The following is a 15,544-nucleotide window of genomic DNA, read 5'->3' as shown; positions in this document are numbered from 1 at the left end:
CGCGTTGGACTCTTTGGGAAGCTCAGGGACGCTTGCTGTTGCGAATGCCGGTGATGGCGTCGGCGTAGCTGGGCTGGTTGAACACGCCAGAGCCGCTGACGATGGCGTTTGCGCCAGCTTCGATCACTTTCCAGGCGTTCTCGGCCTTGATGCCACCATCGACTTCGATCCAGGGATCGAGGCCCTTGTCGTCGCACATCCGACGCAGGTCACGGATCTTTTGCACCTGGCTTTCGATGAAGCTCTGGCCGCCGAAACCGGGGTTGACACTCATCACCAGCACCAGATCGCAGAGCTCGAGGCAGTACTCGAGGGTGTCAATCGGGGTGCCGGGGTTAAGGACAGCGCCAGCCATCTTGCCGAGGTCTTTGATTTGACCGAGGTTGCGGTGCAGGTGCGGGCAAGCTTCGACTTGGACGGAGATGATGTCGGCACCGGCCTTCGCGAAGTCAGGGACGTACTTCTCGGGCTCGACGATCATCAGGTGAACATCGAGGGGCTTCTTGGTGACCGGTCGCAGGGCCTCGACGATCATCGGTCCGATGGTGATGTTGGGGACAAAGCGTCCGTCCATCACATCCACGTGGATCCAGTCCGCACCCGCCTCATCCACAGCGCGTACGTCATCACCTAGCCGGGAAAAGTCCGCGGAGAGGATCGAAGGGGAGATCACCAGTGACTTGGTGCTCATGGGCGCAACCGCGGCTGAACAGGGTTCGATTGTAGGAATCACCCTGGCTGCCCTTCAGGCCAAAGACGGAACTCGGTTCACCAGGAAGCACTGATACAGTGAGCGGCGCTTAAAGCCCGAGAGGCCCTGCTGCCGCTGGACTTCCACTCAATGATCGGCTCTATGGGCCGTCAGCGCAGTGTCCCAGCCCCCCAGATGCCTCTCTGCGCTTCATCCCTTCCCATCGCCGGACCGCCGTGGATCGCACCCTGATTCAAGAAATTCTCGAGGTTGTTGAGCAGGCAGGCATTGCTTCCGCCAAGCTCACCGGCATGGGCCTCAAGAACGAGGCAGACGCAGCCGCCGTGGAGGCGATGCGTGAGCGCATGTACAAGATCCAGATGCAGGGCCGCATCGTGATCGGCGAGGGTGAGCGCGACGAAGCTCCCATGCTGTACATCGGCGAAGAAGTGGGCAGCGGCACCGGCCCTGGCGTTGACTTCGCTGTCGATCCCTGCGAAGGCACCAACCTGTGTGCCAACAGCCAGCGCGGCTCCATGGCCGTTCTCGCCGCCTCCGACCGCGGTGGCTTGTTCAACGCCCCCGACTTCTACATGAAGAAGCTGGCTGCTCCCCCGGCAGCCAAGGGCAAGGTGGACATCAACAAGTCGGCCACTGAAAACATCAAGATCCTGAGCGAGTGCCTCGGCCTCCCCGCTGACGAGCTGGTGATCGTGGTCATGGACCGTGCCCGCCATAAAGACCTAATCAAAGAGATCCGTGCGACCGGCGCTCGCGTCCAGCCCATCTCTGATGGTGACGTCCAAGCTGCCATCGCCTGCGGCTTCGCTGGCACCGGCACGCATTGCCTGATGGGCATTGGCGCCGCTCCCGAAGGTGTGATCTCAGCCGCTGCTCTGCGCGCCCTGGGTGGTCACTTCCAAGGTCAGCTGGTTTATGACCCTGCAGTGGCTCAGACCTCCGAATGGGAAGGCCTGACCAAGGAAGGCAACCTGGCCCGACTGGCCGAGATGGGCATCACCGACCCCGATCGCGTCTACGAAGCCAATGAGTTGGCCTGTGGTGAGAACGTCGTCTTTGCTGCCACCGGTATCACCGACGGTCTGCTGTTTGACGGCGTCAAGTTTGAGAAGGACTGCACCCGCACCAGCTCCCTGGTGATCAGCACCCTCGACAACACCGCCCGCTTCACCACCACGGTGCACATCAAGGACGGCGCCCAGAGCATCGCTCTGCGCTGATCAATCGATCAGTTCAAGCCGGGTCTTCTCGCGGAGTCCCGGCTTTCTTTTTAGCCGTTCCTGTTGCGCACCCCAGGGTCAACCTTCATGCACATCGCCGTCGTCGGACTCAGTCACCGAACGGCCCCGGTTGAGATCCGGGAACGTCTCAGCATTGCTGAGCAGAGCATGGAGGACTCCCTCCAGCGCCTTCGGGCGGATGAGCAGGTCCTCGAGGCTTCGATTCTGAGCACCTGTAATCGACTCGAGATTTACACCCTGCTGCGCAACCCTGAGCAGGGGGTTTCAGCCGTTGGCAGTTTTCTCTCTCAGCATTCCGGACTTGAGCTCTCTGAGCTCATGCCCCATCTTTTCGCCTACCACCACGAAGAAGCCATCGGGCATCTGATGCGCGTGGCGGCGGGCCTGGACTCCCTGGTCCTTGGTGAGGGTCAGATCCTCTCCCAGGTCAAAAAGATGTACCGCTTGGGCCAGGAGCATCGCTCAATTGGTCCGATCCTCAACCGGCTGCTCAACCAGGCCGTCAGCACTGGCAAGCGAGTGCGCTCTGAGACCAATCTTGGTACCGGCGCTGTGTCCATTAGCTCCGCCGCCGTCGAGCTCGCCCAGCTCAAGGTCGGTCAGGCCCGGGGCATTGATGATCTGGTCCCCCTGGATCAAGAACAAATCGCCGTGGTGGGCGCCGGTCGAATGGCCCGGCTATTGCTCCAACATCTCCAGGCCAAGGGGGCTAGCGGCGTCGTTCTGTTGAACCGCACCGTCTCCCGTGCCGAGGCGATGGCGGCTGACTTCCCAGCTCTGCCGGTCCAGTGCCGTCCCCTCACCGATCTGAACCACTGCCTGAGCACCTGTTCACTGGTCTTCACCAGCACGGGTGCAGACGATCCGATCATCACTGCCGAGCGTCTTGGCCAACTGAACCGGCGCTCTTCATTGATGTTGGTGGACATCGGTGTCCCACGGAACATCTCTGCTGATGTCTCGGAGCTGAGCGGCATCGCGGCCTATGACGTTGATGACCTCCAGGAGGTCGTGGCCCGTAATCAGGAAGCCCGCCGTGAGATTGCAGCGGAGGCCGAGGGGATGCTCCAGCAAGAGGGTCAGCAGTTCATTGAGTGGTGGGACGGACTCGAGGCCGTTCCAGTGGCCAACAGGCTGCGAATGCAACTGGAGTCATTCCGCGAGCAGGAGCTTCAAAAAGCCTTGAGTCGGATGGGTCCAGATCTTTCAGCGCGGGAGCGGAAGGTCGTGGAAGCCTTGAGCAAAGGCATCATCAACAAAATCCTGCACGGACCGGTTACGAAATTGCGGGCTCCCCAACCCCGTCAACAGCGCCACCAGGCCATGAAGGTCGTTCAGGACCTCTTCGATTTGGATGACCTGCAGAGCTGAGATCAGCTTGGTTTTTCCAGGGATCGAGGCTGTTGCAGCAAAACCCGTACCAATTCCCGCCAATCTGCCCCAAAAGTCTTGGAGCGGCCTCAAGAATCGCTTAACGTCGCCGTGCTTTTAGGCGTAGAGGGAAGCGATGAAGCGAGTTCTGGCGATCATTCTGGGCGGTGGCGCGGGCACCCGCCTTTACCCTCTGACCAAGATGCGGGCGAAGCCCGCCGTTCCCCTGGCCGGCAAATATCGCCTGATTGATATCCCCATTAGCAATTGCATCAACTCGGACATCAACAAGATGTACGTGTTGACCCAGTTCAATAGCGCTTCACTCAACCGCCACCTCAGCCAGAGTTACAACCTCTCTTCCGGATTCGGCCAGGGTTTCGTGGAAGTGCTGGCGGCCCAGCAAACCCCTGAGAGTCCCAGTTGGTTCGAGGGAACTGCCGACGCAGTGCGGAAGTACCAGTGGCTTTTCCAGGAATGGGACGTCGACCACTACCTGATCCTCTCCGGTGACCAGCTCTACCGGATGGATTACAGCGAGTTCGTCAATCACCACATCGCTACCGGTGCCAACGTCAGCATCGGAGCGTTGCCCGTGGATGCGGCTCAAGCAGAAGCCTTTGGCTTGATGCATACCGATGAGAAGGGCAAGATCCGCGAGTTTCGAGAGAAGCCCAAGGGTGATGCTCTCAAGCAGATGTGGGTTGACACCTCACGCCTGGGCCTCTCCGCTGACGAAGCCGAGAAGCGTCCCTACCTCGCTTCCATGGGGATCTATGTCTTCAGTCGCGAGACCCTGTTTGATCTCCTGGCCAAGAACCCCAGCGCAACCGACTTTGGTAAGGAGCTCATCCCGGCTGCTCTGGAACGGGGCGACCACATCCAGAGCTACCTCTTTGATGACTACTGGGAAGACATCGGAACCATCGGTGCCTTCTACGAAGCCAACCTGGCCCTGACTGATCAACCGAACCCCGCCTTCTCGTTCTACGAGGAATCCTTCCCGATCTATACCCGTCCTCGCTACTTGCCCCCCAGCAAGTTGCTGGATTCTCAGGTCACCCAATCGATCATTGGCGAAGGTTCGATCCTCAAGGCCTGCAGCGTTCACCACTGCGTCCTCGGTGTCCGCAGCCGTGTTGAGGAGGATGCGGTCCTCCAGGACACGTTGGTGATGGGCAATGACTTCTTCGAGTCGTCCTCTGATCGCAATGCCCTACGTCATCGGGGCGGCACCCCCGTGGGCGTTGGCCGTGGAACCACGGTGAAGCGCGCGATCCTCGACAAGAACGCCCGCATCGGTGACAACGTCACCATCGTCAACAAGGACAACATTGACGAAGCGGATCGGCCTGAGCTCGGCTTCTACATCCGCAACGGCATTGTTGTTGTTGTGAAGAACGCCACCATTCCTGACAACACTGTCATCTAGTCCTGACCCCACGGACTTGGCTAAACCTCCCTGGACATCCAGGGAGGTTTTTTTGTGCCTGTTCTCCCTGTTTCAGTGTTCCCCAACATCCGTTCACGCATCCAGAGGGCTCCGCCAGACTGGTGACATCGGACACATCAAAGCTCCATGGACAAGGCCCATTTCGGCTTGATCGGTCTCGGTGTGATGGGCGAGAACCTGGTGCTCAACGCTGAGCGCAATGGCTTCTCAAGCGTGGTCTACAACCGCACGTACGCCAAAACAGAAGAATTCCTGGCCGGCCGTGGAGCGGGGAAAAACATCGTTGGCTCCTCCAGCCTGGAGGACTTTGTCAGCAAGCTTCAGCACCCCCGCCGGATCCTGATGATGGTCAAGGCCGGTCCAGCGGTGGATGCGGTCATCCAAGAGATCTCCCCCTACCTCGAAGCCGGTGATCTGTTGATCGATGGCGGGAACTCCGAATACCGCGACACCGAGCGCCGTGTGGCTGAGCTGGAGAGCAAGAGCTTTGGCTTTATCGGGATGGGTGTCTCCGGTGGAGCTAAGGGGGCTCTGGAGGGGCCGAGCATGATGCCCGGTGGGACCAAGGCCTCCTACGACGCCATCGAGAGCTTGGTCTGCAAGATGGCCGCCCAGGTGGAGGACGGTCCCTGTGTCACCTACATCGGCCCCGGCGGTTCTGGCCACTTCGTTAAAACCGTCCACAACGGCATTGAGTACGGGATCGAGCAGATCCTTGCCGAGGCCTACGACCTGCTCAAGCGTGTGGGCGGTCATGACGGCACCCAAATGGCTGAGATCTTCCGCCACTGGAACGGCACAGAAGAGCTTGCCTCTTATCTCGTTGAGATCACCGAGGTCTGCTTGCGCACGAAGGACCCCAGTGATGGGACTGATCTAGTCGAGAAGATCGTCGATCAGGCCGGGCAAAAGGGCACCGGACTCTGGACCGTGGTCAGCGCGCTTCAGATGGGTGCCTCGGTCCCCACGATCTACGCCGCACTGAACGGCAGGGTCATGAGCTCGATGAAGTCTCAGCGCACGGCGGCTGAATCAATCCTGCATGGACCGGCTGTCAGAGGGTTCGACCTCGTCAATGCCGCCGATGGAACAGGTCCCCTGATGGATGCCGTCGTCCTGGCCTGTGTGGCGAGCTATGCCCAGGGGATGGAGCTGCTGCGGATCGCTTCCGCCGAGCATGACTACAACCTCAACATGCCCTCCATTGCTCAGATCTGGAAGGGGGGTTGCATCATCCGCGCGCGCCTGCTCAAGCGCATTCAAGATGCCTTCAACGCCGATCCTCAATTGGTGAATCTGTTGATCGACCCCTGGTTTGCCGAGCAGGTCAACCGACGCCTGCCGGGTTTGGCCAAGGTGGTCGCTGGAGCTGCAGAAGCGGGGATCCCCGCGCCCTGCCTCAGCAGCACGCTCGACTACATCAACAGCTATCGCACGGCTCGTCTTCCCCAAAACCTGGTGCAGGCCATGCGCGATTGCTTTGGCTCGCACACCTATCAACGGGTGGATCAAGAGGGCACCTTCCACACCGAATGGCTCGATTGAGGCAGGGGCAATGACCACCTACCGCATTGAACGGGCACGGGACGCCCAGCATCTGGCCCGGATCGCGGCCCAGACCATTGCCTCCCATCTCGATCTCGCCCTGGATCAACGGGATCGCGCTCAACTTGCCCTCTCAGGCGGCAGTACCCCTGCGGTTGCCTATGGCCTGTTGGGCCAGGAACATCTGCCCTGGGAGCGGGTCGACGTCTTTCTTGGGGATGAGCGTTGGGTGGATGGCGACGATCCCTCTAGCAATGCTCGGATGCTGAGGCAATCTTTGCTGAAGGAAGCGCCGGGTAGCCATGCCGCCTTTCATCCTGTCCCGACGGTTAGTTTGCCGACCCCAGAGGACAGCGCTGCGGCCTTCCAGGCAGCAATCGAGAAGGTCTGTCCTGGCGAACCACCGATCTTTGATCTGATGGTTCTCGGCCTAGGGGAAGACGGTCATACGGCGTCCCTCTTTCCAGGGACCGAGGCGCCGACCATCACGGATCGCTGGACCGCGATCGGACGGGGTAAAGGTCTCGAGCGCATCACCTTGACTGCACCTGTGCTGAGTGCATCCCGCCAGGTGATTTTCCTGGTGAGCGGCGCGGGCAAGTCTCAGGCCCTGGCACGTCTACTGGATCCCGCGGAATCCCCCCAAAGGACTCCGGCCAAGCTGGTGACTCCTCGCACGGAGGTTCTGGTGCTGGCTGATGAGGCTGCGCTGGAGGGGGTGCCTGCGGCAGGCTGAGGGCATGTCCGCTTGGATCGCGTCCATGGTTGCCCCGCTGGTGCTGGCAAACGGAGCTGACTTCCCGGGATGGCAATCCCTGAACGACACCATCATGGGCGGCCGCAGTCAGGGCCAGTGCAGAGCGACAGCTGATGGCCTGCTGATGGAGGCCTTTGTGGAGTCCGAGGGTGGCGGCTTTGTCAGTTGCCGCTCGCCTGTGCTGGATCCAGCCCGTGATCTCTCGTCCTACGGCGCCATCGAACTGCAGCTTGATGGCGATGGTCGTCGTTACAAGCTCGCCATCGCTTGCCGCGATGGTGTGGGCGGATTGACTGAGCTGATTCCAGGGGGATTGCGCTGGGTCGCTGAATTCTCAACTCGACCGAGCGGAACCACGGTGGTGACGATTCCGTTCAATCGACTCACTCCCAGCGTGCGTGCGACCCCCATTGGCTTCCCGCTTCGCTTCGATCCCGCTCGTGTGACACGCATCCAGGTCCTTCATTCCAAATTTGGAGACGTGGGTGGCCGGAATCCAGGCTTCCGGCCGGGCCCCCTGCGGCTGCTGATCCGCTCCATTCGTGCAGTGGCCTGATTGACCCGTGGAGTTCGAACCCCTGCTCAGTGAACTGGCCAAGGCGGCTGACGTCTGCCTCAAGCCCTATCGCCATGCCCTTCGTTTCAGTGGTGAGCCTCCGTCAACGGTCGGAGACTGCAGTGACTGCTGTCTGCTGATCGAGGCCCGCGACGCTGAGGGAGTGCGTCACCCAGATCGCGATCTGGAGCTCGAGATCTACCGCAGTGGTGAGGAGCTGAATCTGATGCTGAGCATGGTGGCGGATGAGGAATCACCAATGCTCTGGCACGGCAGCCACCCAGTCTGGATGCAGTCCAACTCTGGAGAACGCTGCGAGCGTCCCAGCGCCGGCGCCCCCCTGGAGGCCCTCTGCCGGCGCATCCGTGCCCTGATTGCCGGCGAGTCTTAGAGGTCGGGCTGGTCTGTGACCGCTCCTTTGCTACTGGAGCTCACCAGCCGGGCGTACTTACCCAGCACACCCGTGCGGTAACGGGGCTCAGGCTTGCTCCAAGCCGCACGACGGGAGGCCAATTCGCTCTCATCAACATTCAGTTGAATCAACAGCTGCTTGGCATCGACCGTGATGCTGTCGCCTTCATGGATCAGGCCGATGTTGCCACCGACGGCAGCCTCTGGGGCCACGTGGCCGATCACCAGGCCGTAGGACCCCCCTGAAAAGCGTCCATCGGTAATCAAGGCCACTTTGTCGAGCAGGCCTTGACCCACGATGGCCGAGGTGGGGGAAAGCATTTCGCGCATGCCGGGACCGCCGACAGGACCTTCGTTGCGCACCACGACCACATCACCAGCATTGATCCGCTTGTCGAGGATGGCCTCGAGGCAGGTCTCTTCACTTTCGAACACCCGAGCGGGGCCGGTGATCACGGGATTTTTGACACCACTGATCTTGGCCACGGCTCCTTCTTGGGCCAGGTTGCCCTTGAGAATCGCCAAATGCCCTTTGGCGTAGAGGGGATTGCTCAGTGGCCGTATGACGTCTTGGTCCGCGGCAGGAACGGATGGCACATTCGCGAGGGTTTCCTTCAGGGTTTTGCCTTCAATCGTGCGGCACTCGCCATGGAGCAGACCTGCATCGAGGAGCAGCTTCATCACCTGGGGGATCCCCCCGGCTTGATGGAGATCGACGGTGACGTAGCGACCGCTGGGCTTGAGATCGCAGATCACCGGGACCCGCTCGCGAATCAGCTCAAAGTCATCGATGCTCAGTTCGACGCCAGCAGTGCGTGCAATGGCCAGTAGGTGCAGGACCGAGTTTGTGGAGCCGCCCACGGCCATGATCACGCTGATGGCGTTCTCGAAGGCCTCACGGGTCAGAAGGTCCAGGGGGCGGATATCGGCCTTGATCGCCTCGACCAGGACCTCAGCACTGCGGGCAGCGCTCTCCGCCTTTTCTGGATCCTCGGCGGCCATGGTCGAGCTGTAGGGCAGGCTCAAGCCCATCGTCTCGATCGCCGCACTCATGGTGTTGGCGGTGAACATGCCGCCGCAGCTCCCCGCACCGGGACAGGCATTTTTTTCGATTTCGGTGAGGCGTTCCTCATCGATCTGGCCACTGGTGAGCTGACCGACGGCCTCAAAGGCACTGACAACGGTCAGATCACAACCGCCCAACTTGCCCGGCTTGATTGTGCCGCCATAGACAAAGACAGACGGGATGTTCATCCGCGCCATCGCCAACATGGCGCCGGGCATGTTCTTGTCACAGCCGCCAACGGCCAGGACCCCGTCCATGGACTCGCCGTTGCACGCCGTTTCAATCGCATCAGCAATCACTTCGCGGCTCACCAGGGAGTACTTCATTCCCTCGGTGCCCATCGAAATGCCGTCGCTGACGGTGATGGTGCCGAACATCTGTGGCATCGCCCCGGCCTCGAGGGCTGCCTGCTCCGCACGCCTGGCTAGGTCATCGAGACCGACATTGCAGGGCGTGATCGTGCTGTAGCCGTTGGCAATGCCAATGATCGGCTTGTTGAAGTCAGCATCCCCAAAACCGACAGCCCGCAACATGGCGCGGTTGGGGGAGCGCTGAATGCCCTGGGTAATCGCGGCGGAGCGGAGCATGGCTGCGGTTTGATCTCAACAGCAACCTACCGAGGAGCCTGATCAGCTCTGGGGGCTTAGGCCTTCCAGTTGCCGGCGAACATCCTCAATCGCTTGGTTCAGTTGCTGAACCTTGTCCTGCAGTTCGTGTTCTCGGACCACGGGGCTTTCTCTGTTGGGGTCGAAGGCCTGCTCGTCGTGATCGGTCAGACGGCTGAGCCGCAGGCTGCGCTCTTGGCGGGTGTGCTGCTGGCGCCGTTCTGCTTCTGAGTAGAGCCACCATGCGAAACCAGCCGCACCAATCACTGCACCAGCCAAGAGGGTGCCCAGAGATCCGGAACCGCCGTCTCGGTTGGACATAGCTGCAGGTCGAGGGTCTGAGGAGTGTGCTCAGCCTACGAAGCCTGACTGCGGCTTGCCATAGAGACGGTCGCCAGCGTCACCCAATCCGGGGAGAATTCGCTGTTGACCGTCCAACTCCGCATCGATGCAGCCGGTGTAGATGGTGAGATCGCTGTAGCGCTCCCCCAGGGTTTTCAGGCCCGGACTAGCCGCCAGGGCGGAGATCACGCGCACCCGTTGACCTGTGACGCCCTTGGTCTCCAGTTGCTCGAGCACATTCAGCAGGGTGCCGGCGGTTGCCACCATCGGATCAAAGACCAGCACGCCCGCGTTGGCTGGAATGGATTCGGGCAAGCCGTTGAAGTAACAACGGCACCGTCCATTGGCTTCATCCCGTTGCAGGCCCATGTGGGCCACCGACGCACTGGGGATCACTGTCTTCGCCCCGTCCCAGAGGCCAAGACCAGCACGCAGGACGGGAACGGCCAGGAGTGGAATCGAACCATCGACGATGGTTCCCTCTGTTTGGGCTAATGGCGTTTGCACCTGAACACGCTGGTAGGGGATCCAGTCGCGCATGGCTTCGTAGGTCAACCAGCGCCCCAATTCCGCCATGGCCGTGGCAAACAACGGCTGTGGCGTGTCCGCATCCCGCAGAAGGGTCAACCAGTGGCCAATGAGTGGATGGGGCGGCACCACCACCCGAAGGGTCTTGCTCATCGGTCGCGCTCCGGTATCCGCCTGCAATAACTTGAGCGCCCAAGCTAAAGCTGCAGTGCGGAACCTCGGAGCTCTTGCTCAGTCGCTCGTGGCCCGGTCGCTCACCGCCCTCGCCCTCTGCCTGGCTCTACTGCTGACGGCCGTTCTGCCTTCTCCCGCTCCGGCCATGGCGATCACAGCCCCGGAGCTTCGGAGTCAGCGCAGTGCCCAGGATCTGCAACCGGATATGCACGGCCGCAACTTGCAGCAGCAGGAGTTTTTGAAAGCTTCCATGGAAGGTTTCGACTTGAGCGAAACCGACCTGCGCGGTGCTGTGTTCAACACCGCCAATCTTCAAAAGGCGAACCTCTCCTCAGCGGATCTTGAAGACGTCGTCGCCTTCGCCACCCGCTTTGACAACGCTGATCTCAGTGGTGCTGTCTTTCGCAACGCCATGTTGATGAACAGCAAATTCACCGGTGCCGTCATCGAGGGAACGGACTTCACCGATGCGGTGCTGGATCTTCCTCAACAGAAGGCCCTTTGTGTCCGGGCCAGTGGTGTGAACCCGCGTACCGGAGTCGACACCCGCGAAAGCCTGGCCTGCCGTTAATCAGCGCTTAGGCTCTGGTCTCCGGTTCTTCGGGGGATCAGCCCGAAGAGGAAACGGGGAAAGTCCGGTGAAATTCCGGCGCTGTCCCGCAGCTGTGAAGAGTCCTGACCCCAGGACTCCAGTCAGAACGCCCGCCGGTTCCATCCAAATGACCCCTGGCGCGGACCAGTTCTCTTGATGTTGAAGCGTTTTGGGGCCGCTGCGCTCCTCTTGGCTCCCGTTCTTGCCTCGCCAGCACTGGCCCATCACCCGATGGAGTCCCTGGCTCTGGCACCGTCACCCGTCAGCGGCCTGCTGAGTGGTCTGGCCCACCCGCTGTTGGGGCCGGATCATCTGCTGTTCCTCATGGCCCTGGGTTTGGTTGGGCTACAGCGCTCCATGCGCTGGACCATGGCCTTGCTCGTGGTTGGTTTGTCCGCCAGTGCCCTGGGTCTTTGGCTTCCTGGATTGCCTGGAGCTGAGGCCCTCGTCTCGCTGTCCTTGGTGGTTGAAGGCTTGGTGATCGCAGGACGCTTACCGGCCTTGAGCTTGATCCCTGCTTTTGCTCTGCACGGTTACGTCCTCAGTGCTTCGGTCATCGGTTGGGAGTCCACCCCAATTGCCTTCTATCTGCTCGGCTTGCTTCTGAGCCAAGGCGCTCTTCTTGTGGTGTCCTTGGTGGCCATGCGCCGCGTCAGCCTTGAGATTCAGCCCACCGTTAGACAGTTGTTGGCTGGTGTGATGGTCGGCATTGGCGCTGCCTTCACCTGGACCGCCCTTCTGGCCTGACGATGACTGCGGCTCCTGCATCCCGCCTACCGGTCACCGTCGTGACCGGATTCCTTGGCGCTGGTAAATCCACGCTGCTGCGCCAACTGCTCGTCTCCAGTGGCCTCCGACTCGCCGTTCTGGTGAATGAGTTCGGTGAGGTCGGGATCGATGGCGACTTAATTCGGAGCTGCGGCTTTTGCCCCGAGGACGAGCTCGAGGGCCGTGTGGTCGAACTGGCCAATGGTTGTCTCTGCTGCACTGTTCAAGATGAGTTCCTGCCGGTGATGCAGCAGCTCCTTCAGCGGGCCGATCAGCTCGACGGAATCGTGGTTGAGACGAGCGGCTTGGCCTTACCTGTTCCGCTTGTCCAGGCCTTTCGCTGGCCCGAGATCCGCACCAGAACTCGGGTGACCGGTGTGGTGACGGTCGTCGATGGGGAGGCTCTCAGTGGCGGCAGCGTCGTTGCTGATCCCGCGGCCCTTGAAGCGCAACGTCAAGCGGATCCCAGCCTGGATCACCTCAGCGACATCAATGCGCTTTTTGAGGACCAACTCGAGGCCGCGGACCTCGTGCTGATGAGCCGGGCTGACTGCCTCAGTGACGAGGCCATTGGCGCCCTGCAAACGCGCTTGAGCGCCAAGCTCCGCAGCGGGGTCTCCGTCCTGCCCATGGCCCGTGGCAATGTTCCCGCCGCCCTGCTGATGGGACTGGATCGCCCGGAACACGAGGACCATCACCACGACCACGACCACGACCACGACCATGACCACGACCATCACGACCACACCCACGTGGCGATGGAGTCCATGGCTTTGGACTGGAAGGGATCGACCAGCAAGGCACAGCTGGAATTGCTTCTTCCGGCTGTGATCGCTGAGTACGGTCTGCTCAGGCTGAAGGGACGGGCTTGGCTGCCTGGAAAAAGCCACCCCCTCCAGATCCAGGCCGTGGGCCCACGGTTGGAGTGTTGGTTTGACACCAGCTCCCGCTTGGATCGGCCCGAGATCGACGGGCTGGAGCTGGTCGCCTTAGGCCTTTCCTTGGACAGCTCAAAGCTCAAGGAAAAGTTGAGCGCGGCCCTGTCCTAATCGAGGGGCAGGTCTCCCTTCGCACAGATTCCGTCCCAGCAGAGCGCCTGGTGGGACCTCCAGCTGGGTTGCACCAGGCGTCTGGTTCCTTGGGCTTCCTGGAGTTCGATCCGACCTCGTCCGTCATGGCGGAAGTCGAAGCGACGGCGACCCACCTGCAGCCACCAGTGCTCACCGAGCCGCTCGACGGTCATCGTGCAGGGAAGCCAGGCATTGGAATCGAGGCGGCATTCCAAGGGCACTGTGAACGGTTCACCGGCCTGGGCTGCGGTCTGACAGGCCAGGGCGGCACAGGCCGTCAGCAGCGAGGGCAGCGGATGCAGGTGGTTCATAGCGCCCCGTGGGACCACCACCAACCTGATCACGCAGAGGCTTGGCGACAGCCGGCCTGCCAAGATTTAACAAACCCCACCTAGAGCTCAGGTGCCCGTCTTCTCTGCCCGTGTGTTGGTCTCCCTGAGGCCCTCCGTGCTCGATCCCGCCGGTGAAGCCACCCGAGCCGCCGCATCACGCTTGGGTGTAGACGGCATTAGCAAGCTGCGGATTGGCAAAGCTGTCGAGGTGGAACTGACTGCCCCCGACGCCCAGACCGCACGTCAGCAGCTGGAGCTCTTGAGCGACCGGCTCTTGGCCAATCCTGTTATCGAGGACTGGAGCCTCGAGCTCAAGGACGACTCCAACGCAGGAGCCTGAGCAATGACCCTCGGCGTAGTCGTCTTTCCCGGGTCGAATTGTGACCGGGACGTTCAGTGGGCAGCCCAGGGCTGCCTCGGCATTGAGACCCGTTTCCTGTGGCATGAAGAGCGGGATCTGAGCGGACTCGATGCCGTTGTGATTCCCGGTGGCTTCAGTTATGGCGACTATCTCCGTTGTGGGGCCATCGCTCGCTTTGCCCCTGTGCTGGAGGAGGTCGTTGCTTTCGCGAACCGAGGCGGGCGCGTACTGGGGATCTGCAACGGCTTCCAGGTGCTGACGGAGATGGGATTGCTCCCTGGTGCCCTGACCCGAAACCAAAAACTGCACTTCATTTGTGAACCCACTGATTTGCGGGTTGAACCCGGCCAGTGCAGTTGGCTTCAGGGCTATACCAGCGGCGAAGTGGTGAACTTCCCCATCGCCCACGGTGAGGGCCGCTACCAGGCCGATCCTGATCAACTCAAGGTTCTGGAGGATCAGGGCCAAGTGGTCCTGCGGTACTGCCGCAATCCGAATGGTTCGATGGCTGATGTGGCAGGTCTGACCAATGCCAAGGGGAATGTGCTCGGTCTGATGCCTCACCCTGAGAGAGCCTGTGATCCCGCGACAGGTGGTGTGGATGGTCGTCGCTTGTTGGCCAGTTTGCTGGGATGACGCTCTGGGGCCGCCGTGAGCTGCTCCTTGGGGCGGTGACGGCGGCTGCCCCACTGGCTGCCCTCGCCGCCGGGGCGACGTTCCAGAACAGTCCTGCACCCCTGAAACAGGGGGCGCGCATCGCGGCGCTTGCGCCAGGCACCTGGCTTGAGCGGACGGATCCCATGCTTGAGGGACTGCGGCGGCGCTGCCAGCAAGAGGGCTGGGTGTTGTTAACGCCTCCTGAGTTAGGCGGTCAATGGCGATGGTTTTCGGCGACGGATCAGCAGCGGGCCTCGGCCCTTCGTCAGGCCTGGCTTGATCCCTCTATCGATGCCCTGTTCCTGGTCGGGGCCGGCTGGGGGAGTGCTCGCGTTCTCGAACAGGGTTGGTCGATCCCGCCTGGACCACGCTGGTGCGTTGGCTTCTCTGACTGTTCTGCCCTGCTTCTGGCTCAGCTGGCGGCTGGCAGTTTTGGGGCTATCCATGGCTGGTTTGGTGGCTCGGATCAGCAGTGGCGACGCCTTGCTGCCCTGTTAAAGGGGATGAACGTTCCGGCCTTGCATGGTCAAGGGCTGCGTCCCGGCTTGGTTCAGGGACCGTTGGTGGTGAGCAACCTCACCATCGCCACCAGTTTGATTGGGACGCCATGGCTGCCCTCGCTTCGGGGCACGATTCTGGTGTTCGAGGACACCGGTGAAGCTCCCTACCGGATCGATCGCCAGCTCACCCAATGGCGGACGTCCGGTCAGCTGGCTGGGGTGCGAGGTATCGGTCTTGGTCGCTTTAGCTGGGCCGAAGATGATGTGCTGCCAGGGGATTTCTCGATGGACGAGATCCTTGAGGAGCGTTTGGGGTCCTTGAGCATTCCCTTGGTGAAGGATCTGCCCGTCGGCCATGGACGGCCAAATATGGCCTTACCGCTGGGTGTTCAGGCGCGACTGGATGGGGGCAATGGTCAATTGAGTTTGGTGTCGGCGCACGAGCCAGTGCATCAGCACAAAAAAAGGGGCCGTTAGGCCCCTCAACCCTGCACTGAAGACAG

18 protein-coding genes and 1 riboswitch are annotated in these 15,544 nt (G+C 61.3%); of the genes, 13 read left to right on the top strand and 5 right to left on the bottom strand.

Features of this window, described 5'->3' with window-relative positions:
* Positions 1-22: 22 nt before the first annotated feature.
* Entirely contained in the window at positions 23-691 is a 669-nt protein-coding gene (gene rpe, locus ACLM42_RS05265; RefSeq protein ID WP_247910957.1) for a ribulose-phosphate 3-epimerase, read from the bottom strand.
* Positions 692-927: 236 nt separating this feature from the next.
* Here rpe and glpX point away from each other — a divergent pair, with 236 nt between their 5' ends.
* The 7 genes from glpX to ACLM42_RS05230 all read left to right on the top strand — a co-directional run bounded on the left by glpX (position 928) and on the right by ACLM42_RS05230 (position 8,026).
* Entirely contained in the window at positions 928-1,932 is a 1,005-nt protein-coding gene (gene glpX, locus ACLM42_RS05260) for a class II fructose-bisphosphatase (RefSeq protein ID WP_247910958.1), read from the top strand.
* 87 nt (positions 1,933-2,019) lie between these two features.
* Complete coding sequence (locus ACLM42_RS05255; protein ID WP_415399971.1) at positions 2,020-3,324, top strand: glutamyl-tRNA reductase; 1,305 nt, start codon at positions 2,020-2,022, stop codon at positions 3,322-3,324.
* A 136-nt stretch (positions 3,325-3,460) separates the two neighbouring features.
* On the top strand, positions 3,461-4,756 hold the full coding sequence (locus ACLM42_RS05250; protein WP_415399970.1) for a glucose-1-phosphate adenylyltransferase: 1,296 nt from the start codon (positions 3,461-3,463) through the stop codon (positions 4,754-4,756).
* A gap of 147 nt (positions 4,757-4,903) precedes the next feature.
* Complete coding sequence (gene gndA, locus ACLM42_RS05245) at positions 4,904-6,322, top strand: NADP-dependent phosphogluconate dehydrogenase (protein ID WP_415399969.1); 1,419 nt, start codon at positions 4,904-4,906, stop codon at positions 6,320-6,322.
* 10 nt (positions 6,323-6,332) lie between these two features.
* On the top strand, positions 6,333-7,058 hold the full coding sequence (gene pgl, locus ACLM42_RS05240; RefSeq protein ID WP_247910962.1) for a 6-phosphogluconolactonase: 726 nt from the start codon (positions 6,333-6,335) through the stop codon (positions 7,056-7,058).
* 4 nt (positions 7,059-7,062) lie between these two features.
* Entirely contained in the window at positions 7,063-7,635 is a 573-nt protein-coding gene (locus tag ACLM42_RS05235; RefSeq protein WP_247910963.1) for a CIA30 family protein, read from the top strand.
* Between the two features lie 7 nt (positions 7,636-7,642).
* Positions 7,643-8,026 carry a hypothetical protein gene (locus ACLM42_RS05230; RefSeq protein WP_415399968.1) on the top strand — a complete coding sequence of 128 codons (384 nt, stop codon included), beginning with the start codon at positions 7,643-7,645 and terminating at the stop codon, positions 8,024-8,026.
* Here the strand turns inward: ACLM42_RS05230 and ilvD are convergent.
* The 3 genes from ilvD to upp are packed head-to-tail and all read right to left on the bottom strand — an operon-like array spanning position 8,023 to position 10,740.
* Entirely contained in the window at positions 8,023-9,699 is a 1,677-nt protein-coding gene (gene ilvD, locus ACLM42_RS05225; RefSeq protein ID WP_415399967.1) for a dihydroxy-acid dehydratase, read from the bottom strand. The genes ACLM42_RS05230 and ilvD overlap by 4 nt on opposite strands.
* Before the next feature lie 42 nt (positions 9,700-9,741).
* Entirely contained in the window at positions 9,742-10,038 is a 297-nt protein-coding gene (locus ACLM42_RS05220) for a hypothetical protein (protein WP_415399966.1), read from the bottom strand.
* Positions 10,039-10,068: 30 nt separating this feature from the next.
* Entirely contained in the window at positions 10,069-10,740 is a 672-nt protein-coding gene (gene upp / locus ACLM42_RS05215; RefSeq protein ID WP_415399965.1) for a uracil phosphoribosyltransferase, read from the bottom strand.
* Between the two features lie 166 nt (positions 10,741-10,906).
* Between upp and ACLM42_RS05210 the strand changes: the two genes are divergently transcribed.
* From ACLM42_RS05210 to cobW, 3 genes are all read left to right on the top strand, one after another.
* Positions 10,907-11,332 (top strand): pentapeptide repeat-containing protein, encoded by a 426-nt coding sequence (locus ACLM42_RS05210; RefSeq protein ID WP_415400132.1) that lies wholly within the window; start codon positions 10,907-10,909, stop codon positions 11,330-11,332.
* 5 nt (positions 11,333-11,337) lie between these two features.
* Positions 11,338-11,486: riboswitch (cobalamin riboswitch) on the top strand.
* Positions 11,487-11,509: 23 nt separating this feature from the next.
* The gene (locus ACLM42_RS05205; protein WP_247910968.1) at positions 11,510-12,100 is read left to right on the top strand and encodes a HupE/UreJ family protein; all 591 of its coding nucleotides are present in this window, start codon (positions 11,510-11,512) and stop codon (positions 12,098-12,100) included.
* 2 nt (positions 12,101-12,102) lie between these two features.
* Entirely contained in the window at positions 12,103-13,170 is a 1,068-nt protein-coding gene (gene cobW, locus ACLM42_RS05200; protein ID WP_247910969.1) for a cobalamin biosynthesis protein CobW, read from the top strand.
* Here the strand turns inward: cobW and ACLM42_RS05195 are convergent.
* On the bottom strand, positions 13,167-13,502 hold the full coding sequence (locus ACLM42_RS05195) for a hypothetical protein (protein WP_415399964.1): 336 nt from the start codon (positions 13,500-13,502) through the stop codon (positions 13,167-13,169). The two genes, cobW and ACLM42_RS05195, sit on opposite strands and share 4 nt — an antisense overlap.
* Before the next feature lie 91 nt (positions 13,503-13,593).
* On the opposite strand from ACLM42_RS05195, the gene purS reads away from it, so the two are divergent.
* The 3 genes from purS to ACLM42_RS05180 are packed head-to-tail and all read left to right on the top strand — an operon-like array spanning position 13,594 to position 15,518.
* On the top strand, positions 13,594-13,863 hold the full coding sequence (purS, locus tag ACLM42_RS05190; protein WP_247910971.1) for a phosphoribosylformylglycinamidine synthase subunit PurS: 270 nt from the start codon (positions 13,594-13,596) through the stop codon (positions 13,861-13,863).
* 3 nt (positions 13,864-13,866) lie between these two features.
* Positions 13,867-14,520, top strand: a complete 654-nt coding sequence (gene purQ, locus ACLM42_RS05185) for a phosphoribosylformylglycinamidine synthase subunit PurQ (RefSeq protein ID WP_415399963.1) — start codon at positions 13,867-13,869, stop codon at positions 14,518-14,520.
* Positions 14,517-15,518, top strand: coding sequence for a S66 peptidase family protein (locus ACLM42_RS05180; RefSeq protein ID WP_415399962.1), 1,002 nt, complete (start codon positions 14,517-14,519; stop codon positions 15,516-15,518). Before purQ ends, ACLM42_RS05180 begins: the two co-directional genes overlap by 4 nt.
* Positions 15,519-15,544: the final 26 nt, after the last annotated feature.

It is taken from the genome of Synechococcus sp. W4D4 (assembly GCF_047716805.1).
Lineage (GTDB): Bacteria > Cyanobacteriota > Cyanobacteriia > PCC-6307 > Cyanobiaceae > Vulcanococcus.
Note: the sequence above shows the minus strand (reverse complement) of the source record. Positions and strands in the feature narration are given on the sequence as shown.